The organism is Actinocatenispora thailandica, from assembly GCF_016865425.1.
In the GTDB taxonomy this organism is placed as follows: Bacteria; Actinomycetota; Actinomycetes; order Mycobacteriales; family Micromonosporaceae; genus Actinocatenispora; species Actinocatenispora thailandica.
The window spans coordinates 6,918,121-6,938,729 of the sequence record NZ_AP023355.1; the positions used below are offsets into that span (position 1 = coordinate 6,918,121).

Below are 20,609 nucleotides of genomic sequence, written 5' to 3' on the forward strand. Positions count from 1 at the left end.
CACGCTGGCGCGACGGGACACGGGACGCCACGAGGCGCCCGGCCGGCGGTACCCCGGCACGGCCAGCGCCGGACCCCGGCGACGCGGTCATCGCCGTACCGTGCCGGCAGCGGGCAGCGCCACGTCGTCCACTGTGGACAGCCGGGACCACAGCGGGCGGGACAGCAACGCGAACAGTCCGGCGCCGACCGCGTTGACCAGCACATCGTCCACAGAGGACACCCGGCCCAGTTCCGCCAGGTACTGCGTGGTCTCGATCAGCACCGAACCGAGCGCGCCGAGCAGCAGGACGCGCGGCAGCGAGCGCAGCCGGGCGAACCGCACCGGCAGGAAGAACCCGGCCGCGGCGAACACCAGCAGGTTCCCGACCAGCTGTACCCCAACGGTCTGCGCCGGCGCACCGGCCAGCGCGGCGAGGTCGTGCAGCGGTACCAGCTGGATCCGCCGCGGCGCACCGGGATCCGGGGTGAACGTCATCGCCAGCCAGGGCAGAGTGCCGTAGACCGCGGCCACCTCGCACACCGCGTACCAGCACGAACGCCGGGTCAGGCCGGCGCGGGACGGGGTCGGGGCGGACCGGGACGGGATCGGGCCGGACCGGGACGGGATCGGGCCGGCGCCGGCCGCCAGGGCCCGGGCGCGCAGCAGGACGGCCAGTACGGCGAGCGGCAGTGCCAGGGTGAACCCGATCAGGATCAGGTGATAACGCGACCAGACCGCGGTCACCGGTCGACCAGCCGGCCGGCGATGCCGTCGAGCAGACAGTTCAGCCCGAGCGTGAACTGCTCGTCCGGGGCAACCTGGTGCGCCTCGCGGATCCAGCGCGCCAGGGTGGGATAGCGCGGGTCGGCGGCGATCCGGTCGACGTGGGCCGAGGCGGTGGCGCGCAGCTCGGCGTCGGTGGTCACGCCGATCCGGCCGCGCATCCGGGCCTCCTCGGCTTCGTGCTGCGCGTACGACTGGGCGTGCCCGACGACCATCCCGACGATGCTCATCATGGTGCTGACGTCGAGGCCGAGCCCGTCCACCGCGCGCAGTGCCCATTCGTTGTGCCACAACGCGTTCGGGCCGAACATCGGCCGGTGGTGGGACAGCGCGACGAACCATGGGTGGCGGCGCAGCGTGTCGCGTTCGCGCCGGGCGAGCAGGGTCAGGTCGGCGCGCCAGTCGCCGGACGGCTGCGCCGGCAGTTCGAGCTCACCGTAGACCGCGTCGAGCATCAGGTCGACGATGCCGCCCTTCCCGCCGACGTAGCGGTACAGCGACATCGGGGTGGACGAGCCGAGCGCGGTGGCGACCCGGCGCATGGTGACCGCCTCGACACCGTGTTCGTCGGCGATGGCCAGCGCGGCGCGCACGATGCGGTCCCGGCTGAGCATCGGGCCGGCGGCGCGGCCGGCGGGCTCCGGCAGGTCCCACACCAGCGGCTCGTTCGACTCACTCATGGACGCTCCCGCTCCGCCGGCAGCCCCGGGGCGCGGCGCCCACGATTCGCTCGCTCATGGCGCGACTCTAACCCGTCGTGTACGTTGTACGCGTGATGTACGACGTACACGAACCGGTCCTGATCGTCGGCGCCGGCCTGGTCGGCCTGACCACCGCCCTCGCACTCCACCACCACGGCGTGCCGGCCGTCGTGGTGGAGAAGCACCCCGGTACCTCCATCCAGCCCAAGGCGCGCCGCTTCACCTTCCGCACCATGGAGGTGTTCCGCGCCATCGGCGTCGCCGACGCGGTGTACGCGGCGGCCGAGGGCCTGGCCGCCCACCAGGGCATGCGCGCCGGCCGCACCCTCGTCGAGTCCGACCCGCTGCCCCCGCCACCGCACGTCGACTACACCGACCTGCTCGCCGCGAGCCCCGAACGGTCCTGCCTGGTCGCCCAGGACCTGCTGGAACCGGTCCTGCTGCGCGCGGCGCGCGACCGCGGCATCCCGGTGCACTTCGAGACCGCGCTCACCGGCCTGGACGACGACGGCACCGGCGTCACCGCCACCCTCACCGGCGTCGCGACCACCAGCGGCGCCCTCGCCGCATCGTTCGGCGGCAGGTCAGCGGTCGCGCCCACCGGCACCGAGGTGCGCGCCCCCGGGGCCGGGGCGGCAGCCGGCAGCGCGCTCACGGTCCGGGCGTCGTACCTGGTCGGGGCGGACGGGGCACACAGCACGGTGCGAGCGCTGCTCGGCATCGAACGCAGCGGGCTCGGGGTGCTCGGCGACGCGGTCAACGTGTACTTCCGCGCCGACCTCGGCGCGCTCACCGCCGGCCGCGAGTTCAACATCTGCCAGACCGAACACCCCGCCGCGCCCGGCGCCATCGCCTCCGTCGACGGGCGGTACCGGTGGATGTTCATGACCGGGCCGCTGCTGCCGACGACGGACGACCCGACCGCACCGGCCGACCCGCGCTGGGCCGACGTCGTGCGTACCGCCATCGGCGCGCCCGAGGTGCCGGTCGAGGTGCTGTCCGCGCTGGCCTGGCAGCCCACCATGCGGGTGGCCGACCGGTTCGCCGTCGGCCGGGTACTGCTCGCCGGCGACGCGGCGCACGTGATGACGCCGTGGGCCGCGGCCGGCGCCAACACCGGCATCCAGGACGCCGACAACCTCGCCTGGAAGCTCGCCGCGATCCGGTCCGGCACCGCCGGCCCCGACCTGCTCGGCACGTACCACGACGAGCGGCACCCGGTCGCCTACCACGTCGCCGAGCAGTCCGCGTTGCGTACCGGTGGGCTGCGCGAACTCGCACCACCGACCCTGGATCACCCGTTCGCGCTGGTCGCGGGTGCGCAGTACCCCGCGGGTGCGGTCGTCGACGACGGCAGCGGGCCGCAGCCGACCGACCGGCTGGAGCTGTCCGGCCGGCCCGGGACCCGGCTGCCGCACCTGCCGCTCGCCGACGGCCGCTCCACCCTCGACCTGGTCGGCACCGAGCTGGTACTGCTCCCGGCGCCGGCGGCCGGCGGCTGGCGCGCGGCGGCCGAGCAGGCGCGGGTACCGGTGGCCGACCCCGGTCCGGGCTGGCCCACCGCGGCGGGGCTGGCCGCCGACGGCGCCCTGCTGGTACGACCCGACCACATCGTCGGTTGGCGGTCGCGCACCGGATCCGACGACCCGATTCGCGCCCTGACCGGCGCGGTCGATGCGATCCTGGCCAGATGATCCCGGTTCCGGATGGTCCGGGGGTACGCCCCGGTACCGCGGCGGCAGCGAACGCGGCCCGGTGCGCGCCGCACCGGACAGCGCGGCGCGGCACGGTGCCGGCAACTCAGGGATTCACCCCATGGCGGCGGCGCCGGGCGCGCAGCACCATGGATGGTGAGGCGGTCGGGGTGGCCGCCGAGGATGAGAGGTCAGACACGTGAAGGCGCTTCTGATGGCCGCACTCGTGGTGGTCGGGCTGTTCGTGGCCGGATCGCTCGTCGTGTGGGCCGTGAAGGCATTCATCGGCGTCCTGTTCTACGTGCTCATCGGCGCGCTGATCGTGGGCGGCGTGGTGTTCATCGCCGGCAAGGTGCGCAAGTCGGTGAGCGGGTCCAGCCGGCGCCAGCTGCGCTGAACGGGGCGACCGACGCGGCGCGACGGCGGTTCGAACGGGCCGCCGTCGCGCACCGGCCAGGTGCCCGCCGGGCGGATCGACGCGTGCCGCGGAGACCTCAGCGCTGCGTGGTCGCGCCGCCGTCCAGGTCTTCGGTGGACGCCGCGGTCATCCGATCCAGGGTGGGGCGCTTGGCGGTGATGCCGTCGCCCGAGGATCGGCCGGTCAACCGGCGGCGCACCCACGGCGCGAAGTAGCGGCCGGCCCAGCGCAGGTCCTCGCTCCGGGCGCGGAGCCACGGACGGGCCGTGGCCGGCGGCAGGTCGGCGACCAGCGCGTCGTCCACCGGAATCCCGAGCGCCGCGAGTACCCGTCCGGCGGCGCGCCGGTGCCCGGCCGGCGACAGGTGCAGCCGATCCGAGCCCCACATCCGGCGGTCCACGAAACCCCGGTCCCGCCACAGGTCCGCCAGCACCGCACCGTGCCGGGCGGCGGTCTGCCGGATCACGTCGTTGTACGCCTCGGCACGTTCCTCGATCACCCGTCGCGCCGGCAGCAGGAACGTCACGTCCGCGGCGGTGAGCAGCAGCACGGTGGCGCCGGTGTCGGACAGCCGGCCGACCACCCAGTCGAGCCGGCGGGAGATCTTCGGCAGGTCGAAACCCGGCCGCAGCGCGTCGTTGCCGCCCGCGACGAAGCTGATCAGCTCGGGTCGCATCGAGATCGCGGCCGGCACCTGCTGGTTCACGATGTCCTTGAACAGCCGCCCGCGGACCGCGAGGTTCGCGTACCGGAAGTCCGGGTTCTGCGCGGCCAGCACCTCGGCGACCCGGTCCGCCCAGCCACGGAAGGTACCGTCGCCGCGCGGGTCGACCATCCCCTCGGTGAAGCTGTCCCCCACTGCGACGAAGCTGTTGAACTGCCGCGGCACCGTGGTCCGCCCCCTCATCTCAGGCCCGGCGGGGCGCGCTGCCGACTCCCCCGTCGGGCCTCCGCTGGTGAACGGTGTCAGGTTACCCGCAGGTACGGACACCGTTCCGCGCCAGGCTCGCCCCCAGCGGCGCCCCGGGCAGCTGCCCGGCAGCGGTCCAGCGGTCCAGCGGCGCTCGGCGGTCCGGTTGCGATCCGGCGGTCCGGCGTCCGGAGGTCCGGCGTCCGGAGGTCCGGCGTCCAGAGGTCCGGCGTCCGGAGGTCCGGCGTCCAGAGGTCCGGCGTCCAGAGGTCCGGCGTCCGGAGGTCCGGCGGCCCGGCAGCGCTTCGGTGGCCCGGCGGCGCAGGGCTCTCCGGCGCCGGCCAGGAATCACCGGGCAGTTGTTGCTGTTGCAACAACCGTGCACATCGACATCTACTCCGACGTCGCCTGCCCCTGGTGCTACCTGGGCAAACGTCGACTCGAACAGGCCCTGGAGCGCTTCGACGAGGACGTCACCGTACGGTGGCGCCCGTTCCAGCTCGATCCCTCCGCCCCGACCGAACCGACCCCGTTGCAGCCGGCACTCGCCGCGAAGTTCGGCGGCCTCGACCGAGTCCGGCCGATGAACGACCAGCTGACCGAGCTGGGTCGCGCCGCCGGGCTCGATTACCGGTTCGCGGACGCGCAGCACGTCAACACCTTCCCGGCGCACCGGCTCGCCTGGTACGCGGAGCGGGAGGGCTACGGCATCGCGGTCGCCGACGGGCTGTTCCGGGCATACTTCACCGAAGGGCGCAACGTCGCCGATCCGGCCGTACTGCTGGAAGTGGGCGTGGCGGCAGGACTGGAACGGGAAGCGCTTTCCGCCTTCCTCGACTCTGAGGAGGGCAACGCCGAGGTGGCCGCCGAGCTGGCCGAGGCGCAGCAGCTCGGCATCACCGGCGTGCCGACGTACGTACTGGCCGGCAAGTACGCGGTGTCCGGCGCGCAGGAGCCGGACACCCTGCTGGAGGTGCTCGACGAGGTGCGGCGGCGGGAGTCCGCCACGACACCACTGACCACTCTCGGTGATACTTCGGACACCCAGGCAGGTACCTGCACCGACGATTCCTGCGCTCTCTGAGTCGACATCGATGGCCCGGCTCGACAGCGAGCCGGGCCATCGAGTTATCCACCGCGTTATCCACAAGCGGGTCGGCGCAGGGATCGATGTTTCACGTGCAACATCGCGAGGATCGATGGCGCGGACCGTCCGGAGCCATCGTTTTACGAGGTCAGATAGGTCACAACGAGTTATCCACAGGTTTGTACACAGGTGAGGTCGGTCCGCTGTTGATAACCGGGCAGCCTGTGGACAACTTGGTTCAGTCCGTCGAAACCGGCCGCCCCAAACCCTCGCTGACCTCGGCGTTCGGCAGCATTCCGAGCACTTCACCGGGCACCAACAACTTGCTCCGGCGCAGCCCCGAGCCGATCACCACCCGTCCCGCGGCCAGCACCGCCGGATCGACCAGTACCGGCCAGTCCGCCGGCAGACCGACCGGCGTGATCCCGCCGTACTCCATGCCGGTCGCCTCGACCGCGGTGTCCATCGGCGCAAAGCTCGCCTTGCGGGCCGCCAGCCGGCGGCGCACCAACCCGTTCACGTCGGCACGGGTCGTCGCCAGCACGGCGCACGCCGCGTACCGGGTCTCGGCGCCGCGCCGGCCGGCCACCACGACGCAGTTCGCCGAGGTGTCCAGGGTGGTGCCGTAGGCGGCACAGAACTCGGCGGTGTCGGCCAGCTCCGGGTCGATCTCCGCGACCAGAACCTCGGTCACCGGTACCGCCGGCACCGACCAGGACCGCAGCGCGGACAGTACCGGCTCGGCCAGCAGGTCCGGCCGCTCCAGGGCCGGTGAAGTCTGCAACGTGGACGTCATCCGGCCATCCTCACACCGGCCGCCGGACCACCCGACACACCGCCACCGCCGCGGCCACCTGCCGGGAAACCGCCCGCCCGAGCAGGCACGCCCGAGAAAGCACACGCCCGAGAAAGCACACGCCCGAGAAAGCACACGCCCGAGAAAGCACACGCCCGAGAAAGCACACGCCCCGGAAGGCACACGCGCGAGAAAGCACACGCCCCGGAAGGCACACGCGCGAGAAAGCACACGCGCGAGTAAGCACACGCCCGGGAAGGCGCACGCCGGAGGAGGCGCGCCCCGACAATGCGCACGCCGGGGCGCCCCGCGCCGGCCGGCGGCGCGATCGCCGGCCGGCCCGACCGTCACGCGGGCGGGCGCAGCACGCAGAACTCGTTGTCCTCCGGGTCGGTCAGCACGTGCCAGACCCAGCCGGCCTCCTCGATCGGCTCGCCGGTCAGCCGGCGCGCACCGAGCCCGACCAGCCGGTCGACCTCGGCGTCCAGCTCGGCCACCCGCAGGTCCAGGTGCATCCGGTTCTTGCCGGCCTTCGGCTCGGCCACCCGCTGCAACAGCAGGTCGGGTCCGTCACCGGTGTGCGGCACCAGGCTCAGGTAGCGACCTACCGGTTCGCCCTCGATCCGGTAGCCGAGCGCCGCCGCCCAGAACGCGGCCACCCGCCCCAGATCGCGGCAGTCCAACACCGTCACCACGTGCATCGCTCACCTCGAAGCCTCGCTACCCCAACGGAAGGCGCCACTTCTCCTCGCCGACGCTCGGATTCGACGGTAACGGCTGCCGCCGGCCCGTCGCGGCGAAGCCGTACCGGCGGTAGAACGCCTGCGCGCGGTCGTTCCCGTCGGCGACCCACAGCACCACCCCGGCCGGCCGCTGGCCCGCCGCCCAGCCCAGGAACCGCTGCACCAGCCCGCCGGCGACGCCCCGGCCGCGGACCTCGCCACGAACCCACATGCCGATCAGGTGCAGGTCGGCCGAGTCGTCCTCGGCGAACCCGCCGACCAGGCCGACCGGCAGCGCCGCCGGACCGTCGAGCGCGACGAACCAGGTCGCCCGGTCGAGCTGGGCCCGCCACTGCCACTCGTCGAACGCCGCCTCCCGCTCCACCGTCGAGGCGAACGCGTACGGGGCGTCGGTCAGCGCGGCCAGCCGCACGTCCCGGTAGATCGCCCAGTCGTCCCCGGTCAGCTGCCGAATCTCGATCACCCGCCGAGTATGCCCACGGCGCCTCGCCAGCACGCCGGCGCGGATATCGGTTCGGCAGGACCGGCCAGGCCAGCGAGGATGGCCGGAACCGACCGACGAGCCCGGAACCGAACGACGAGCCCGGAACCGACCGACGAATCGGGACCGAAGAACGAACCCGACACCGCCCGACGCGCCCGGGGCCACCGAGGATGGTCGGACCCGACGGAGGAGTACCGAGATGATCGAGGAACCGCTGACCGGCGGCAACGTCAGCGCCGGGGTGGTACGCGTCGGCGACACCGTGCGGCGGCCCGCCGGGCCGTGGACCCCGGCGGTACAGGCGCTGCTCGGCCACCTCGCCGACGTCGGCTTCCGCGGCGCACCCCGGCCGTACGGGCTGGACGAGTACGGCCGCGAGGTGCTGGAGTACCTGCCCGGCGACGTCGCCTGGCCGGACCACTTCGACGCGCTCGCCGGCGACGACGCGCTCGCCGCGGTCGGCCGGCTGATCCGGGAGTACCACGACGCCGTCGCCGGGTTCCGCCCACCGGCCGACGCCCGCTGGCAGGCGCTGTGGCCGCCGCACGGCGACGAGATCATCGCGCACCACGACCTCGCGCCGTGGAACCTGGTCCTCGGCGACCGGCCGGCGTTCATCGACTGGGACGGCGCCGGCCCCGGCAGCCGGCTGTGGGACCTCGGCTACGCGGCACACGGGTTCGTCCCGCTCGCTCCGCGCACCGGGACCGACGGCGCCGCGGCCCGGCTGCGTACCCTCGCGGACGGCTACCGGCTGGCCGAGGACGACCGGGCGGCGCTGGCGGAGCTGCTGGCGGTGCCGGCGCGGGCGATGTACGACCTGCTCGCCCGCGGCGCCGACACCGGCGGCTCTGGTCCGAGGGGCACGGCACCGTCTGGCGCGACGACGCCGAGTTCATCGAACGGCGCCGGGACCGCTGGCGTACCGCCCTGCTCGACTGAACCGCCGCGTCGCCGATCCACCGCCAGTGGGCGGTGGGTGGCGCCCGCGGCGGGCGCCGGACTCGGCGCGTGGCTACGCCGCCTGGTAGCTGGCGGTCGCGTAGCTGGCGCGCACCGGGGAGCCGTCCGCGCGGTGCCAGGTGGCCACCACCCCCGGTACCGACTCGTCGGCGGGCGCGGCGCTGAGCACCCGGTTCAGCCGTACCGTCAGAGTTCCGCCGCCGGTGGCGACCCGCAGCTCGGTACCGCTGGCGGTGTCGACGGTCTCGAAACCGGACACGGTGAGCGGGCCGGCGGTCGCCGGGTGGGCCGACACGGTGGGGTCCGGGGTGTTGCTCTCGCGCTGCGCCTGCGGCTCGGCGTCGCCCTGGATCAGCGCGACCAGCTGCGCCACCAGGACCGGATCGCGGCTGCCGTCGTAGATCCAGCGCCGCCCCAGCACGCCGTGCTCCGCGGTACCGAGCAGCGCGTCGTCGGCGCCGTCCAGCGGCGCGCCGCGGTAGCTCAACGGGACGAAGTAGGTGGTCGGCCCGTCCGCGACGGCCATGAACTCCAACCCGACCGCGTCCGCCGGGTCGTCCAGCCGGAACCCGCCCACCCGCGCCAGGTCCGGACCGTCCGCGCGGGCCGCGTACCAGGGCTGCTTCGGCAACCAGCCGGTCAGCAACTCGACCTTGGTCGGTACCAGCGTGGTGTGGTGGATGACTGACATCAGCACTCCCTTGCCCGGCTGCGCCCGGTGGATCGTCCGCCCGTTCAGCCTCGCACCGCGGCGGCGGCCAGGGATACCGTGGCCGGCGCGGATCACACCGGCCGCCACCCGGCGTATGGTCGCGGTACCAGGACACCGACATCTCCTGCCGGGTGTAGCCGACGTCCGGGGCCGCGTCCCGCCCCGCGTCATCATGGACGGCTACAGGTCGTAGCGGGCCCGACGGGAGGGCGTCGGACGGCTGCCGGCTTCAGCGGCGCCGCCCCGGTGGAGGTGCGGTCGCAGACCGGCGTCGGATGCGACCGGACCGCCAGCGCCGGCGGCACCGTGCCGAGTCGGGCAGGCGCCGGCGATCCCTTCCGTGCGGCCCCGGGGTACGGACCGAGTCACGCGGACGCCCGCGGTCCGGAGCCCCGCCGGCTCCGTCGGGTGCTCCGCTTCGGCGGCACCCGCCGAGCTGGACCCGCCGGCAGCGGAAAGGGAACCACCGTGCCGACTCGTCTCGGCCGGCGATCCGCGCCCGCCCCATCCACCCTGCCCACCTCCCGAATCGCCGCCGGCATCGGCCGGTACGCGGCAGCGCTCCGGGTCTCCGGCGCCGTGCGCTACTACGGCGCCTCGCTGCCGGTCCGGTTCGGCGCCGCGATGCTCGGCCTCGGCATGCTGGTGCTGATCCGGCACGCGACCGGCGGGTACGCCGCCGCCGGCGCGGTCGTCGGCACCCTCGCCGTGGCCAGTGCCGTCGGCGGGCCGCTCGCCGCCCGCGTCACCGACCGGTACGGGCCACGCCGGGTACTGCCGCCGCTGGTCGCCGGCAACGCACTCGGCGCGGTCGGGCTCGTCGTCGCCGTCACCACCACCGCACCGGTACCGCTCTGGTACGCCGCGGCGGTCGTCGCCGGGCTGTGCACCCCGGCCGCCGGATCCCTGACCCGGGCCCGCTGGTCGGCGCTGGCGCCGGACCGGCCCGTGCTGTCCACCGGGTTCGCGCTCGAATCGCTGACCGACGACCTGACGTTCGTGGTCGGCCCGGTGCTCGCCACCCTCCTCGGCAGCCTCGTTCAGCCGGCACTGGCGCCGCTGCTCAGCGCGCTGCTGGTGCTGGCCGGCGGCGTCGCGATGGCGATCCAGCGGCCACCGGCGCAGACGGCTCCCAGCGCGCCGGGGCACCCCGGTACCGACGCCGCGCCGGGACACCCCGATACCGGTACTGCGCCGGGACACCGCGCTGCCGGCGCGGGCTCGACGCGGACCGGCGGGCCCGGAGCGGCGCCCGGCACCGGTACGCCGCGGCCACCTCGCCGGGGCGCCTGGCACGGCGTGGCCGGCGCCCTCGGCATCCCGGCGGTACGGGTGATGGCCGGCGCGTTCGTGGCCACCGGCGTGGTGTTCAGCGGCATCCAGGTGAGCGTCGCCGCCGCGGCCAGCGGGTACGGGCACGCCGCCGCGGCCGGACCGGTGTACGGCTGCTTCGGCCTCGCCAGCATGTGCGCCGGCCTCGGGTACGGGGCGATCGGCTGGCGGTCCGCACCGCACCGGCGGGTCGCCGCCGGGTTCGGTTGCCTCGCCGCCGGCTGCGCGCTGCTGCCGCTGGCGCCCGGTCTCGGCGGGCTCGCCGCCGCGGTCACGGTGCCGGGGCTCGCGGTCGCGCCGACGGTCATCGCCGGCAACACCGCGCTGGAACAGCGGGTCGGGGCCGGGCAACTGGCCGAGGCGTTCGCCTGGCTGGGTGGGGCCTGTGCGCTCGGGGTCGCGGTCGGTTCCGCGGCTGCCGGCCGCATCGTCGACGGGTACGGCCCGCGCGCCGGGTTCCTGCTCCCCGTTGTCGCCGCCGCGGTCGCCGCCCTGCTGGTCGCCCGCAGCGCAGGCACCCTCGACCCGCACCCCCGCTGACCACGCGCGGCCGGGCGGCGGCGACCCGGGCGACTTCGCCAGCCGGGACCCGGCCGTCGACCCCGCCCGGAGGCTCCGGGCGGCACGCGGCACGGCGCGGCGCCACGCCGGGCCACGGGCGACGGCGGCGCCGCACAGCGGGGTCAGCTCGGCGCCGACCCGGTCAGTTCGGCGACGATCTTCCGGTACTCCGCGGTGACCGCGGCGCCGTCCACCCGGGTCGGCTGGCCGTCCCGCAACGCCCAGTCGCCGCCGACCAGCACGTGCCGGACGGCCGCGGCGCCGCCGTCGGTCAGTACCGACCAGGCCAGGGTGTCCGGATCGCGGTGCGACGGGCCGAGCCGGTCGGCGTCCAGCAGTACCAGGTCGGCCGCCCGCCCCGGGGCGATCTCCCCCAGGTCGTCGCGGGAGTAGCCGAGCGCGCCGCCGCGGCTGGCCATCCGCAGCACGTCGGCCGGGCTGGCGCGGCGCGGCCGGTCCGGCTCGCGCTGCTGGAGCAGCCAGGCGGCCCGCATGGTGCCCCACATGTCCGTGTCGCCCCAGTCGGTACCCAGGCCCAACGTCACGCCCGCCCGATGCCACTCGACCGCCGGCGGAATCCGGCCGTGCAGCGCCAGGTTCGACACCGGGCAGTGCATGACCGCCGCACCCGCCTCGGCCACCGCCGCGACGTCCGCCGCGTCCATCTCGCAGCCGTGGAACAGCACGGTGCGCGGACCGAGCAGGCCGTGCCGCCGCAGCACCTCGATCGTCGAGACGTCCCAGCGCTCGACGACGAGTTCGCGCCGGCGCACCGTTTCCAGGCAGTGCAGCGCGAAGATCGGCTGGTACGCGTCCCGGTAGCGTTCGGCGATGGCCACCGCCTCGGCGGTGAGGTCCTCCTCGGACTCGACGTTGACGGTGAAACCGGTCGGGTCGGCCACCTTCTCGATCCAGTCGTCGTACGTCTGGGGCAGCGACCGGATACCCACCGCCGCACCGGCATCCGCCAGCAGCTGCGGCGTCAGCTCACCGAAACCGCAGTCGGCGACCATCGTCACGCCCTGCCGCAGCAGGGTGAGGTACTCGTACCGGACGACGGCGGCGACCTGCTCGGCGTTGGCCTCGTCGTCGACCCAGGCGCCGACCCGCTGCTGGGCCAGCCCGGCCGGCGAGTCACCGAACCAGTCGAAGATCTCGTACCCGAACTCCAGCCCGCGTACCAGCGTCGACTGGCTGTGGAAGTGGCCGTTCACCAACCCCGGCAGCACCACCAGCCCGGAACAGTCCACATCGGACGGTTGGCTGCCGGCGGGCTCGATCCGGCCGATCGCCCCGTCATCGATCTCGATGTCGGCCTCGCCGAACGTCCCGTCCGGAGCCAGGTACCGCGCACGCGTCAACCACACGCCGGCCACCGTAGCCGGCGGGAGGGCGCCGTGGCCCGCGAATTCCTCCTCACCGGGCCGGGCCGTTCTCGTCCTCGGCGCCGGCCGCCGGCCCGTCCGGTGCGGCGTCCACATCGCCGGACGCCCGGCCTTCCGGTACGGCGCCGCCCGGTGCGGCACGCTCGGGCGCGCTGCCCGACTCACCCGACACGGCAGCCTCCGACGCGCTGCCCGACTGGGCAGCCTCCGGCGCGCTGCCCGACTGGGCAGCCTCCGGCGCGCTGCCCGACTCGCCGGAACGCGGTGGCCAGCCGCGGGGCATCACCCGGCTGCCGGCCAGCAGCGCCACCCCCGCCGCGCCGAACCCGACCGCGCACAGCGACAGGCACACGTAGCCACCGACCGAGCCGGCCAGCAGGCCGAGCGCCGCCAGCACCACGACCACCGCCGACGCCACGCCGAGCACCAGCCCGACCACGCCCGCCACGACCACGCGCCCATCCTCGCACGCCGCGCGCGGTTCACCGGCCGGCCCGGCGATCCGTACCGGCCGGACCGGAACCGCGCCGTCCAGCGGCCGGACCGGTGAACGCGCACCGGGCCTAACCTGTCGGCATGAACGCTCCGACCAGCCCGGTCGCCCTCGTCACCGGCGCCGGCCACGGCATCGGCCGCGCGACGGTACGCAAGTTCCGCGCCCTGGGGACCCGGGTCCTCGCCGCCGACATCGACCTCGCCGCCGAGGACCTCACCGCCGACCCGGGCGTACTCGCGGCGCACCTGGACGTCACCGATCCGGCCTCGGTGGAGGCCTGCATCGCCGGCTGCGTCGACCGGCTCGGCCGGCTGGATCACCTGGTCTGCACCGCCGGCGGCGACACCGGCTCGCCGCCGAACTTCCTGGACGAGACCGACGACGACTGGCAGCGGCTCGTCGACCTCAACCTGTACGGCGTGGTCCGGTGCATTCGGGCCGCCGTACCGCGGATGACCAGTGGCGGCGCGATCGCCGTCGTCGGCTCGGTGAACGGGCTCGCCGCGTGGGGCGGGGCACCCTACTCGGCGGCCAAGGCCGGGCTGGTCAACCTGACCCAGCAGCTCGCCGCGGAGTTCGGGCCGCGCGGCATCCGGGTGAACCTGGTCGCGCCGGGCACCGTCCGGACCCGAGTCTGGGACGACCAGCCCGGCTCGCCCGACCAGATGTCCGTGTTGTACCCGCTGGGACGGATCGGAGAACCGGAGGACATCGCCAACGCGCTCGCGTTCCTCTGCTCGCCGGACGCGTCCTGGATCACCGGGGTGACGCTGCCGGTCGACGGCGGCGCGTCCACCGGCCCGCGCCACCTGTTCGGCAAGCTCCCGCACCGGACCCCCTGACCCCGCACCCCCGTCGCACTCCGCTGATCCGGGCGCCTCGGCGCACCCCGGGCGGGCGCCCGAAGCGGTGACGCGCTTCACGTCACAGGCGGCGAACCCGTGGCGTCTCCGCTGTGACACGGATTCGTACGACGGGAGAAGACGATGAGCAGGCAACGGCTCGGGATGGCGAGCGTGCAGGCGGGCGTCCAGCAGGTACTGGCGCTGCAGGGTTTCGTGAACGAGCGGGTCGACGGCACACTGCTGCACCTGATCCAGCTGCGCGCCTCGATCCTCAACGGGTGCGCCTACTGCATCGACATGCACGGCCGGGAGGCCGCCGAGGCCGGCGAGGACGCCCGGCGCCTGTTCGCGGTCGCGGCCTGGCAGGACGGCGACTTCTTCACCGACGCCGAGCGCGCGGTACTGGCCCTCACCGACGCGGTGACCCGGCTCGGCCCGGACGGCGTGCCGGACGAGGTGTGGGAGCCGGCGGCGAAGCACTTCGACGAGCAGGAACTCGCCGACCTGGTCCTCGCCATCGCGGTGATCAACGTGTGGAACCGGATGAACATCGCCAACCGCACGCAGCCGCCGAAGCACGTGTGACGGGCCCGCCCGCGTACCCTGTGCGGCACCGGGGAAGGAGCCATCGATGGTGTTGCGGGTGCGCGGGCGGGCGCTGCCCGACGGTCGCTGGCTCGACCTGTACGCGGACGGCGACCGCTGGGCGAGCGACCCGGTGCCGGGGGCCGAGCTGGTCGCGGAGGGCTGGCTGCTGCCCGGTCTGGTCGACGCACACACCCACCCCGGCGCGCAGCGCCCCGGCCAGCCGCTCGACCCCGAGCTGCTCCGCGCCGACCTGCACGAGCACGTCGCCGCCGGGGTGACGATGATCCGGGCGCCCGGGATCGCCGCCGACCCGCCGGCCTGGTTCGGCACCGACCCCGACGTGCCGCGCGCGGTGCACGCCGGGCCGTGGATCGCGCAGCACGACACGTTCTTCGACGGCTGGGGCCGCCGCGCCGACCTCGCCGACCTGCCCGGCGTCGCGGCCGAGCAGGCCGCCCGCACCGGCTGGGCGAAGATCATCACCGACTGGCAGCCCGGCGACCAGGTGGTGCCGACCGAGATCCTGCGGGAGGCGGTGCGCCGGGTGCACGAGGTCGGCGGCCGGCTCGCCGTGCACTCGCAACACGCCGCCGGCGGCGCCGCCGCGGTCGCCGCCGGCGTCGACTCGCTGGAGCACGGCATGTGCCTGGATCCCGCGCTGTTGAGCCAGATGGCCGCCCAGGGCACCGCGCTGACGCCGACCCTGGCGACCATCACCGCGTCGTACCACCGGGTCGCGGAACGGCCGGACAGCGCCGCCCGCCGCTGGTACCTGGCCGGCGCCGGCGTGCACGGCGACCTCGCCTCCGCCGCGGCGGAGGCGGGCGTCACGCTGCTCGCCGGTACCGATTCGCGGCCGCACGGCCGCATCGCCGACGAGGTCCGCGCCCTGGTCGACGCCGGAGTCCCGGCGGACGCCGCGCTCGGCGCCGCGTCCTGGATCGCCCGCCCGTACCTCGGGCTACCCGGGTTGGTCGACGGGGCGCCGGCCGACGTCGTGGTCTACGACACCGACCCGCGCACCGATCTGTCCACTCTGGACAGACCGGTTGCCGTCGTCCTCCGCGGCGCCGTCCGCCACCACCGCTGACCGCACCGGACCGACCCGGCGCACCGTGGGCTCAGCCGAGGCAGCCCGGCCCGCACGTATCGCCGGCCGCCCACCCGGCCCACCGCCGTCAACCGTCGGCGCATCGCGGTCAACCGTCGGCGCATCGCGGTCAACCGGCCGGCTGCACCGCGGGCAACAGCCCCCTGTCACGGAGCAGTTCAGCGAGTTGCTCGTCCTGCTCGCCCGTCAGGCACTCCCGGGGAAGGTCGAGACACTGGTCCCGGGTGGAGTACACCAGGTACGCGTACGGGGTCCGGCGCGCGCGTGAAGCGGGCCCAGGCGGATCGGGTGGTCACCAAGTCCGACTCGACCGTCACACCAGTGTCGTCGCAGACGATGCGCCGCGGGTCCGACGCCCACGACGGCAACCGCTTCATCGCTCGCCGCACCGGAAACAGGTACCCCTCCCCCAGCATGACCAGGGCCACCAGCACCGCCACCCCGGCGACGAAGGCGGTGCGGTCGCGCGCGGCGAAGCACAACACCAGCGCCAACACCAGGACCCAGGGAAGGTAGATGCCCCACCCCGAGTCCGAATAGAGCCGGCCCCGCAGCAGCCGCTTACAGTACCGCTCGTCCCGACGAGCGGTGAACTCGACGCGCATCGCACTCCCGTCCGAACCCCACCAACGGCGGCAGCCAGGATGCCGATCCGCCCGACCGCTGTCGAGCCCGTCCGCCCGAACCACCGCGATCCGGCCCGGCCGCGATGTCGGGTGGCGACCGGTCGGCGTGCGGCCATGCCCGCTGTGTCCGCTGCAGGGTCGGGCTGCGAGTGAGCGGGTGATCGCGGACGACAATGCGGCGTGACAAGGTACGCGCATGGCGACTGCACCGAAGGACGTGTTGAAGAGCTACCTCCAGGGCGCGCGCGATGCGCTGCTGTGGAAGTTGGAGGGCGTCTCCGAGCGCGACCTCCGGTTACCTCGGACCCCGACCGGTACGAACCTGTTAGGCCTCGTCAAGCACGCGCTGAACACCGAGGTGATCTACTTCGGACCGACGTTCGGCCGCGAGTGGCGGACACCCGACGAACTCGTCTCGCCCGACGACGCCGACCCGCTCGCCGGCTGGTACGCCACCGAGGACGAGACCTCCGCCGGGGTTGTCGACCTCTACCGCCGCGTGCAGGCCTTCGCCGACGAGACCATCGACACCTTGCCCTTGGACGCGATCGGGCGCGTCGCCCATTGGGGCGGCGAGGAAGTCACGCTGCACGAGACCATGGTTCACAAGACCGCTGACCTGCAGCGCCATGCGGGCCACGCAGACATCCTCCGCGAACAGCTCGACGGCGCCGTAGGGCTGCTACCACGCAGCAGCAACATTCCCGACACCACCGACTGGCCGGCGCACACCCAGCGGCTGAGGGCGATCGCCGACCGGTTCGCCTGACAGGAAACGACGGTACGACGCCCTTCCCTGCCCCGCCGACCTGCCCGGATGATCACGATGCAGCGTCGGCACCAGACGCGGAAGGTTCTGTTCTGACCGCGAAGACTTCGGGTGGAGCTGAGGGGACTTGAACCCCTAACCCCCGCCTTGCAAAGTCCACGCTGATCATGGCTGGGCGTCTGTCGACGTCGGTCTACCGCATGCGGTTACCACCCGCTGTCGGCCGACGTCCGGCCATGTCCGCTGCCTTGGCTACACCTTTGGCTACACGAACCGCTGCTAAGAGGCTGTTGGGTAGCCGGCTGACTGCGGGGCGTGGTGGCGCGATGGCGGCCGGCGCGTCGGCTGGAAAACAAGATCATCCCCGCCAGGATCGCGTTGTGTGTGCAACTGTTCAGCTGGCGGGGATGACCGCCGCTCATGCTATCCGTCCAGCCTGTCCGATGCGGTGTGGGCGCTGATCGAGCCGTTGATGCCGGTGCGAGACCGCAGCAAGGGCGGCGCGGCGCGCACGTACGGTGATCGGCTGGTGCTGGACGCGATCTTGTTCGTGGTGCGCTCAGGCTGCCAGTGGCGGATGATCCCGCACGATCTGCTGCCCTGGGACGCCGCGTACCGCTGGTATCGGGCGTGGATCGCCGACGGCACCTGGGACCGGGTCCATGACGCGCTACGCGATCAGGTCCGCCAGCGTGCCGGGCGTGAATGCAACCCGTCGGCGGCGGTGATCGATGCCCAGTCGATCAAGTCCAGTGAAGGCGGCCAGCACCGCGGCTACGACGCCGGTAAACGCACCACGGGCCGTAAACGCCACATCGTGGTCGACACGTTGGGGCTGCTGCTGGTCGTGGGCGTCACTGCCGCCAGCGTCCAGGACCGGCCCGGCGGCAGGACAGTGCTTTCCGTTCTGGCGCAACGATTCTGCTCGATCGCGTTGGTGTGGGCCGACGGCGGCTACGCCAACTCGATCGACAACAGCCTGATCGGCTGGGCTCGACAGAAACTGGGCCTGGTGCTCCAGATCGTCAAGCGAACCGACGACGTGAAGGGCTTTCAGGTGCTACCGCGTCGCTGGGTCGTCGAGAGAACCTTCGGCTGGCTGGTCCGCCACCGGCGCCTGGCCCGTGACTATGAACGCCTGGCCACCAACTCCGAAGCCATGATCAAGATAGCGATGATCCGGCTGATGGCCACCCGCCTGGCCGGTCAGAGCATCCGATGGTCCAACGCCACCGAACGCGAGGCAGCCTGCCGGGCCACCATCGAAGCTCACCTCACAGCGTGATCACCCGCATACCCAACAGCCTCTAAGAGGCTGCCGCGATCTCCGCTCGGGCTGCGTTGCCCCGCCCAAACCCTCCCTCCATCTGGTGCCCAACGATGGCTGTCGTGGCGGCCCGTTGCGGTCAAGGGGTCAAGGGTCAAGGGGCAAGCCTGGATGTGTGGGATGCCGATCTTGGAGGCGAGCGCTTCGGTGAAGACGACCATGACGTCGTCGGTTCCCAGCAAGTACGTGCCGTCCGGCGGCCATTCGGTTGGCCTGCCTACCGCGATCCACGCGTGTGCCCGCCGGGTGCCAAGCCGCATCGCGAGGGAGTTGATACGGGGTCGTCAGACCACGCGACATCGACACCGGTGAGCTCAGTACCGACCAGGCCGGCCCACTGCGGATGGCGCGAGACCGAGATGGCCGCCACCCCGCCCGGCTCGCCGAGCATGACCACGTGGTCGGTCATGGGCCCGGTGAACAGTTCGAGGCCATAGTGATCGAAGCTGTCACCCCACACAGCGCAGAATCGTTCGCCGCTGTCGGCGACCAGCTCAACCCCCATGGTCGCGGCATGCCAGGTACCGAAATCCCACTGCTCCGGCTCACGACCATCATCGCCGCCCATCAGGACGTAGTACGTGATGCCAGCGATCCTCTTGCCCCGCAGCAACCCAACGGCTGCGGCGTACTTCGTCCTGGTGAGCTTCGACTCGGCCACACGGACAGAGTCCTCGCCGTTGTCGCTCTCCACCATCGGAAGACCAGACGAACGACCTCCACAGCTACAGCACCACTTGGCGCATCGGCGAGCGGGACGAACAGCCTCTCGGCAACCACCCACGACCCGCACCCGGCCGGCGTCCTCGGCCATCCCAGAGCCTGAGCGCCCCGCCGGAGGCATGCCCTGGTCGCGCTCGGCTCGGGCCGCGGTGCTCGGGCACGGCCAGGCGGTGAAGGCCGAAACGCTGCGCAGCAGCTCGTCTCGTCCGGCGGATCGTAACCGGCGAACCCTCGGGGGCAAGATGGCCCCGGGTTTGGGCCATCGCGGCAGCGCTCGCCCGGAACCACTACAAACGGCGGCCACGCAGAGGCGAGCGTAAGGCCGTGCCCGACAGCTCGCCCTGGTCCTGGCGGTGCTCGTCGACGGCGGCGCCGGGCGCGGGCCGGCCTACCGCCCGCCGAGGCCGCCAGGCCGTAGGCGGGCGGCCCTTCCCGGACCGTGCCCGGCGCCTGCGCCGCGCCAGTGACGCCTTGATCGGCTCACCGCTCGGGACGTGCAGAAATTCCTCACCGGGTTGAAGGGCCGCAAGTACACGACGGCGCGCGGCGAGAAGCGGACTCTTTCGGCAGCGTCGGTGATCAAGGTTCACGGCGTGCTGCGGGCCGCACTGGCGGATGCGGAGCGGATGGACCTGGTGGCGCGGAACGTGGCGAAGAGAGCGTCAGGCCGGCGAAGCTGGGGCGCTCCGAACGGCGGGCGTTGACGGTGGACGAAGCGCAGGCGTTCATGGGCAAGCTCTCCGGCAACCGGCTGGAAGGGCTGTTCGTGCTGGCGATGGCAACCGGTCTGCGTCGCGGGGAACTGCTGGGGCTCACCTGATCGGCGGTCGACCTGGACGAGCGGGTGCTGTGGGTGCGGCAGGCGGTACAGCGTGCGGACGGCAAGCTGTCGTTCGTGCCGGTGAAGACGCATCGTTCAGTGCGGCCGGTGCCGATCCCCGCGTTCGGGGTGCGGGCGTTGGAGAAGCATCGCGCGGTGCAGGCGGCGGAGAAGTTGGCGGCCGGCGAGGCGTGGAAGGACAACGGCCTGGTCTTCGCCTCGTCCATCGGTACGCCGTTGGAGCCGCGGAACGTGAACCGGGTCTTCGAGACGGTGCGGGCCGAGGCTGACCTGCCGTGGCTGCACCTGCATGACCTGCGGCACGCGTTCGCGACGTTCCTGCTGACCGGCGGGGTGGAGCTGCGGACGGTCATGGAGCTGCTGGGGCACTCCACGATCCGGCTGACCGCCGACACGTACGGGCACGTACTTCCGGCAACCGCGCGCGGCGCGTCCGGCGTGATGGACGGCCTGCTGCGCAGGGACAACGGCTGAGCCGCTTGGCTACACCGTTGGCTACATTTTCCAACTACACAGTGTTATAAGCCCGGGTGGAGCTGAGGGGACTCGAACCCCTAACCCCCGCCTTGCAAAGGCGATGCTCTGCCAGTTGAGCTACAGCCCCGAGTGGATCTCGACGGCGCGTCGATCGATGAGCGGTACCAGCATCGAACGGCGCGACGCGCGAATGACATCGCCGCCCGACGGCACACCGCCATCGAACGGCGCATCCGCATCGAACGGCACTGTGGC

Annotated in this window: 22 protein-coding genes, 1 tRNA gene and 1 pseudogene; 13 read left to right on the plus strand and 11 right to left on the minus strand. The window is 73.2% G+C overall.

Annotation, left to right across the window (positions count from 1 at the left end):
• Positions 1-87 precede the first annotated feature (87 nt).
• Both Athai_RS34605 and Athai_RS31290 read right to left on the minus strand, forming a co-directional pair.
• Complete coding sequence (locus tag Athai_RS34605) at positions 88-726, minus strand: VanZ family protein (protein WP_239157285.1); 639 nt, start codon at positions 724-726, stop codon at positions 88-90.
• Positions 723-1,445 carry a TetR/AcrR family transcriptional regulator gene (locus Athai_RS31290; protein ID WP_203964812.1) on the minus strand — a complete coding sequence of 241 codons (723 nt, stop codon included), beginning with the start codon at positions 1,443-1,445 and terminating at the stop codon, positions 723-725. Before Athai_RS31290 ends, Athai_RS34605 begins: the two co-directional genes overlap by 4 nt.
• Positions 1,446-1,540: 95 nt before the next feature.
• On the opposite strand from Athai_RS31290, the gene Athai_RS31295 reads away from it, so the two are divergent.
• Both Athai_RS31295 and Athai_RS31300 read left to right on the plus strand, forming a co-directional pair.
• Complete coding sequence (locus Athai_RS31295) at positions 1,541-3,160, plus strand: FAD-dependent monooxygenase (RefSeq protein WP_239157499.1); 1,620 nt, start codon at positions 1,541-1,543, stop codon at positions 3,158-3,160.
• 199 nt (positions 3,161-3,359) lie between these two features.
• Complete coding sequence (locus Athai_RS31300) at positions 3,360-3,557, plus strand: hypothetical protein (protein WP_203964814.1); 198 nt, start codon at positions 3,360-3,362, stop codon at positions 3,555-3,557.
• 97 nt (positions 3,558-3,654) lie between these two features.
• On the opposite strand, the gene Athai_RS31305 is transcribed toward Athai_RS31300, so the two are convergent.
• Positions 3,655-4,485, minus strand: coding sequence for an SGNH/GDSL hydrolase family protein (locus Athai_RS31305; RefSeq protein WP_203964815.1), 831 nt, complete (start codon positions 4,483-4,485; stop codon positions 3,655-3,657).
• A 382-nt stretch (positions 4,486-4,867) separates the two neighbouring features.
• Here Athai_RS31305 and Athai_RS31310 point away from each other — a divergent pair, with 382 nt between their 5' ends.
• Positions 4,868-5,572 (plus strand): DsbA family oxidoreductase, encoded by a 705-nt coding sequence (locus Athai_RS31310; protein WP_203964816.1) that lies wholly within the window; start codon positions 4,868-4,870, stop codon positions 5,570-5,572.
• A gap of 241 nt (positions 5,573-5,813) precedes the next feature.
• On the opposite strand, the gene Athai_RS31315 is transcribed toward Athai_RS31310, so the two are convergent.
• The 3 genes from Athai_RS31315 to Athai_RS31325 all read right to left on the minus strand — a co-directional run bounded on the left by Athai_RS31315 (position 5,814) and on the right by Athai_RS31325 (position 7,577).
• The gene (locus Athai_RS31315; protein WP_203964817.1) at positions 5,814-6,371 is read right to left on the minus strand and encodes a YbaK/EbsC family protein; all 558 of its coding nucleotides are present in this window, start codon (positions 6,369-6,371) and stop codon (positions 5,814-5,816) included.
• A gap of 347 nt (positions 6,372-6,718) precedes the next feature.
• A complete protein-coding gene (locus Athai_RS31320; protein ID WP_203964818.1) occupies positions 6,719-7,072 on the minus strand; it encodes a VOC family protein in 354 nt (117 codons plus the stop codon).
• 19 nt (positions 7,073-7,091) lie between these two features.
• Positions 7,092-7,577, minus strand: coding sequence for a GNAT family N-acetyltransferase (locus Athai_RS31325; protein ID WP_203964819.1), 486 nt, complete (start codon positions 7,575-7,577; stop codon positions 7,092-7,094).
• 220 nt (positions 7,578-7,797) lie between these two features.
• On the opposite strand from Athai_RS31325, the pseudogene Athai_RS35435 reads away from it, so the two are divergent.
• A pseudogene (locus Athai_RS35435) lies at positions 7,798-8,268 on the plus strand (phosphotransferase); the annotation flags it as partial.
• Between the two features lie 345 nt (positions 8,269-8,613).
• On the opposite strand, the gene Athai_RS31335 reads toward Athai_RS35435, so the two are convergent.
• On the minus strand, positions 8,614-9,252 hold the full coding sequence (locus tag Athai_RS31335; protein ID WP_203964820.1) for a maltokinase N-terminal cap-like domain-containing protein: 639 nt from the start codon (positions 9,250-9,252) through the stop codon (positions 8,614-8,616).
• Positions 9,253-9,741: 489 nt separating this feature from the next.
• Here Athai_RS31335 and Athai_RS31340 point away from each other — a divergent pair, with 489 nt between their 5' ends.
• Entirely contained in the window at positions 9,742-11,145 is a 1,404-nt protein-coding gene (locus tag Athai_RS31340; protein WP_203964821.1) for an MFS transporter, read from the plus strand.
• A gap of 143 nt (positions 11,146-11,288) precedes the next feature.
• Here the strand turns inward: Athai_RS31340 and Athai_RS31345 are convergent, their stop codons facing one another.
• Both Athai_RS31345 and Athai_RS31350 read right to left on the minus strand, forming a co-directional pair.
• Positions 11,289-12,533 carry an amidohydrolase family protein gene (locus Athai_RS31345; protein ID WP_203964822.1) on the minus strand — a complete coding sequence of 415 codons (1,245 nt, stop codon included), beginning with the start codon at positions 12,531-12,533 and terminating at the stop codon, positions 11,289-11,291.
• Between the two features lie 49 nt (positions 12,534-12,582).
• Positions 12,583-13,005 carry a hypothetical protein gene (locus Athai_RS31350; RefSeq protein ID WP_203964823.1) on the minus strand — a complete coding sequence of 141 codons (423 nt, stop codon included), beginning with the start codon at positions 13,003-13,005 and terminating at the stop codon, positions 12,583-12,585.
• 122 nt (positions 13,006-13,127) lie between these two features.
• Between Athai_RS31350 and Athai_RS31355 the strand changes: the two genes are divergently transcribed.
• From Athai_RS31355 to Athai_RS31380, 6 genes are all read left to right on the plus strand, one after another.
• On the plus strand, positions 13,128-13,889 hold the full coding sequence (locus Athai_RS31355) for an SDR family NAD(P)-dependent oxidoreductase (protein ID WP_203964824.1): 762 nt from the start codon (positions 13,128-13,130) through the stop codon (positions 13,887-13,889).
• Between the two features lie 144 nt (positions 13,890-14,033).
• A complete protein-coding gene (locus tag Athai_RS31360; RefSeq protein ID WP_203964825.1) occupies positions 14,034-14,477 on the plus strand; it encodes a carboxymuconolactone decarboxylase family protein in 444 nt (147 codons plus the stop codon).
• Positions 14,478-14,523: 46 nt separating this feature from the next.
• Positions 14,524-15,570, plus strand: coding sequence for an amidohydrolase family protein (locus tag Athai_RS31365; protein ID WP_203964826.1), 1,047 nt, complete (start codon positions 14,524-14,526; stop codon positions 15,568-15,570).
• A gap of 285 nt (positions 15,571-15,855) precedes the next feature.
• The gene (locus Athai_RS31370) at positions 15,856-16,107 is read left to right on the plus strand and encodes a hypothetical protein (RefSeq protein WP_203964827.1); all 252 of its coding nucleotides are present in this window, start codon (positions 15,856-15,858) and stop codon (positions 16,105-16,107) included.
• A gap of 306 nt (positions 16,108-16,413) precedes the next feature.
• Complete coding sequence (locus Athai_RS31375; RefSeq protein WP_203964828.1) at positions 16,414-16,986, plus strand: DinB family protein; 573 nt, start codon at positions 16,414-16,416, stop codon at positions 16,984-16,986.
• A gap of 382 nt (positions 16,987-17,368) precedes the next feature.
• Positions 17,369-18,271 (plus strand): IS5 family transposase, encoded by a 903-nt coding sequence (locus Athai_RS31380; RefSeq protein ID WP_420829807.1) that lies wholly within the window; start codon positions 17,369-17,371, stop codon positions 18,269-18,271.
• Between the two features lie 259 nt (positions 18,272-18,530).
• Here the strand turns inward: Athai_RS31380 and Athai_RS31385 are convergent, their stop codons facing one another.
• The gene (locus Athai_RS31385) at positions 18,531-19,010 is read right to left on the minus strand and encodes a hypothetical protein (protein WP_203964829.1); all 480 of its coding nucleotides are present in this window, start codon (positions 19,008-19,010) and stop codon (positions 18,531-18,533) included.
• A 520-nt stretch (positions 19,011-19,530) separates the two neighbouring features.
• Here Athai_RS31385 and Athai_RS34610 point away from each other — a divergent pair.
• Positions 19,531-19,740, plus strand: coding sequence for a hypothetical protein (locus Athai_RS34610; protein ID WP_239157286.1), 210 nt, complete (start codon positions 19,531-19,533; stop codon positions 19,738-19,740).
• 149 nt (positions 19,741-19,889) lie between these two features.
• Positions 19,890-20,351 (plus strand): tyrosine-type recombinase/integrase, encoded by a 462-nt coding sequence (locus Athai_RS34615; RefSeq protein ID WP_239157287.1) that lies wholly within the window; start codon positions 19,890-19,892, stop codon positions 20,349-20,351.
• Between the two features lie 57 nt (positions 20,352-20,408).
• Here Athai_RS34615 and Athai_RS31395 read toward each other — a convergent pair.
• Positions 20,409-20,481: transfer RNA gene (locus tag Athai_RS31395), tRNA-Ala, on the minus strand.
• Positions 20,482-20,609 lie beyond the last annotated feature (128 nt).

Coding starts and splice junctions, on each gene's coding strand:
- Athai_RS31290 (WP_203964812.1), bottom strand. CDS start 1,445: ATGAGTGAGTCGAACGAGCCGCTGGTGTGGGACCTGCCGGAGCCCGCC.
- Athai_RS31295 (WP_239157499.1), top strand. CDS start 1,541: ATGTACGACGTACACGAACCGGTCCTGATCGTCGGCGCCGGCCTGGTC.
- Athai_RS31305 (WP_203964815.1), bottom strand. CDS start 4,485: ATGAGGGGGCGGACCACGGTGCCGCGGCAGTTCAACAGCTTCGTCGCA.
- Athai_RS31315 (WP_203964817.1), bottom strand. CDS start 6,371: ATGACGTCCACGTTGCAGACTTCACCGGCCCTGGAGCGGCCGGACCTG.
- Athai_RS31320 (WP_203964818.1), bottom strand. CDS start 7,072: ATGCACGTGGTGACGGTGTTGGACTGCCGCGATCTGGGGCGGGTGGCC.
- Athai_RS31335 (WP_203964820.1), bottom strand. CDS start 9,252: ATGTCAGTCATCCACCACACCACGCTGGTACCGACCAAGGTCGAGTTG.
- Athai_RS31355 (WP_203964824.1), top strand. CDS start 13,128: ATGAACGCTCCGACCAGCCCGGTCGCCCTCGTCACCGGCGCCGGCCAC.
- Athai_RS31360 (WP_203964825.1), top strand. CDS start 14,034: ATGAGCAGGCAACGGCTCGGGATGGCGAGCGTGCAGGCGGGCGTCCAG.
- Athai_RS31365 (WP_203964826.1), top strand. CDS start 14,524: ATGGTGTTGCGGGTGCGCGGGCGGGCGCTGCCCGACGGTCGCTGGCTC.
- Athai_RS31375 (WP_203964828.1), top strand. CDS start 16,414: ATGGCGACTGCACCGAAGGACGTGTTGAAGAGCTACCTCCAGGGCGCG.
- Athai_RS31385 (WP_203964829.1), bottom strand. CDS start 19,010: ATGGTGGAGAGCGACAACGGCGAGGACTCTGTCCGTGTGGCCGAGTCG.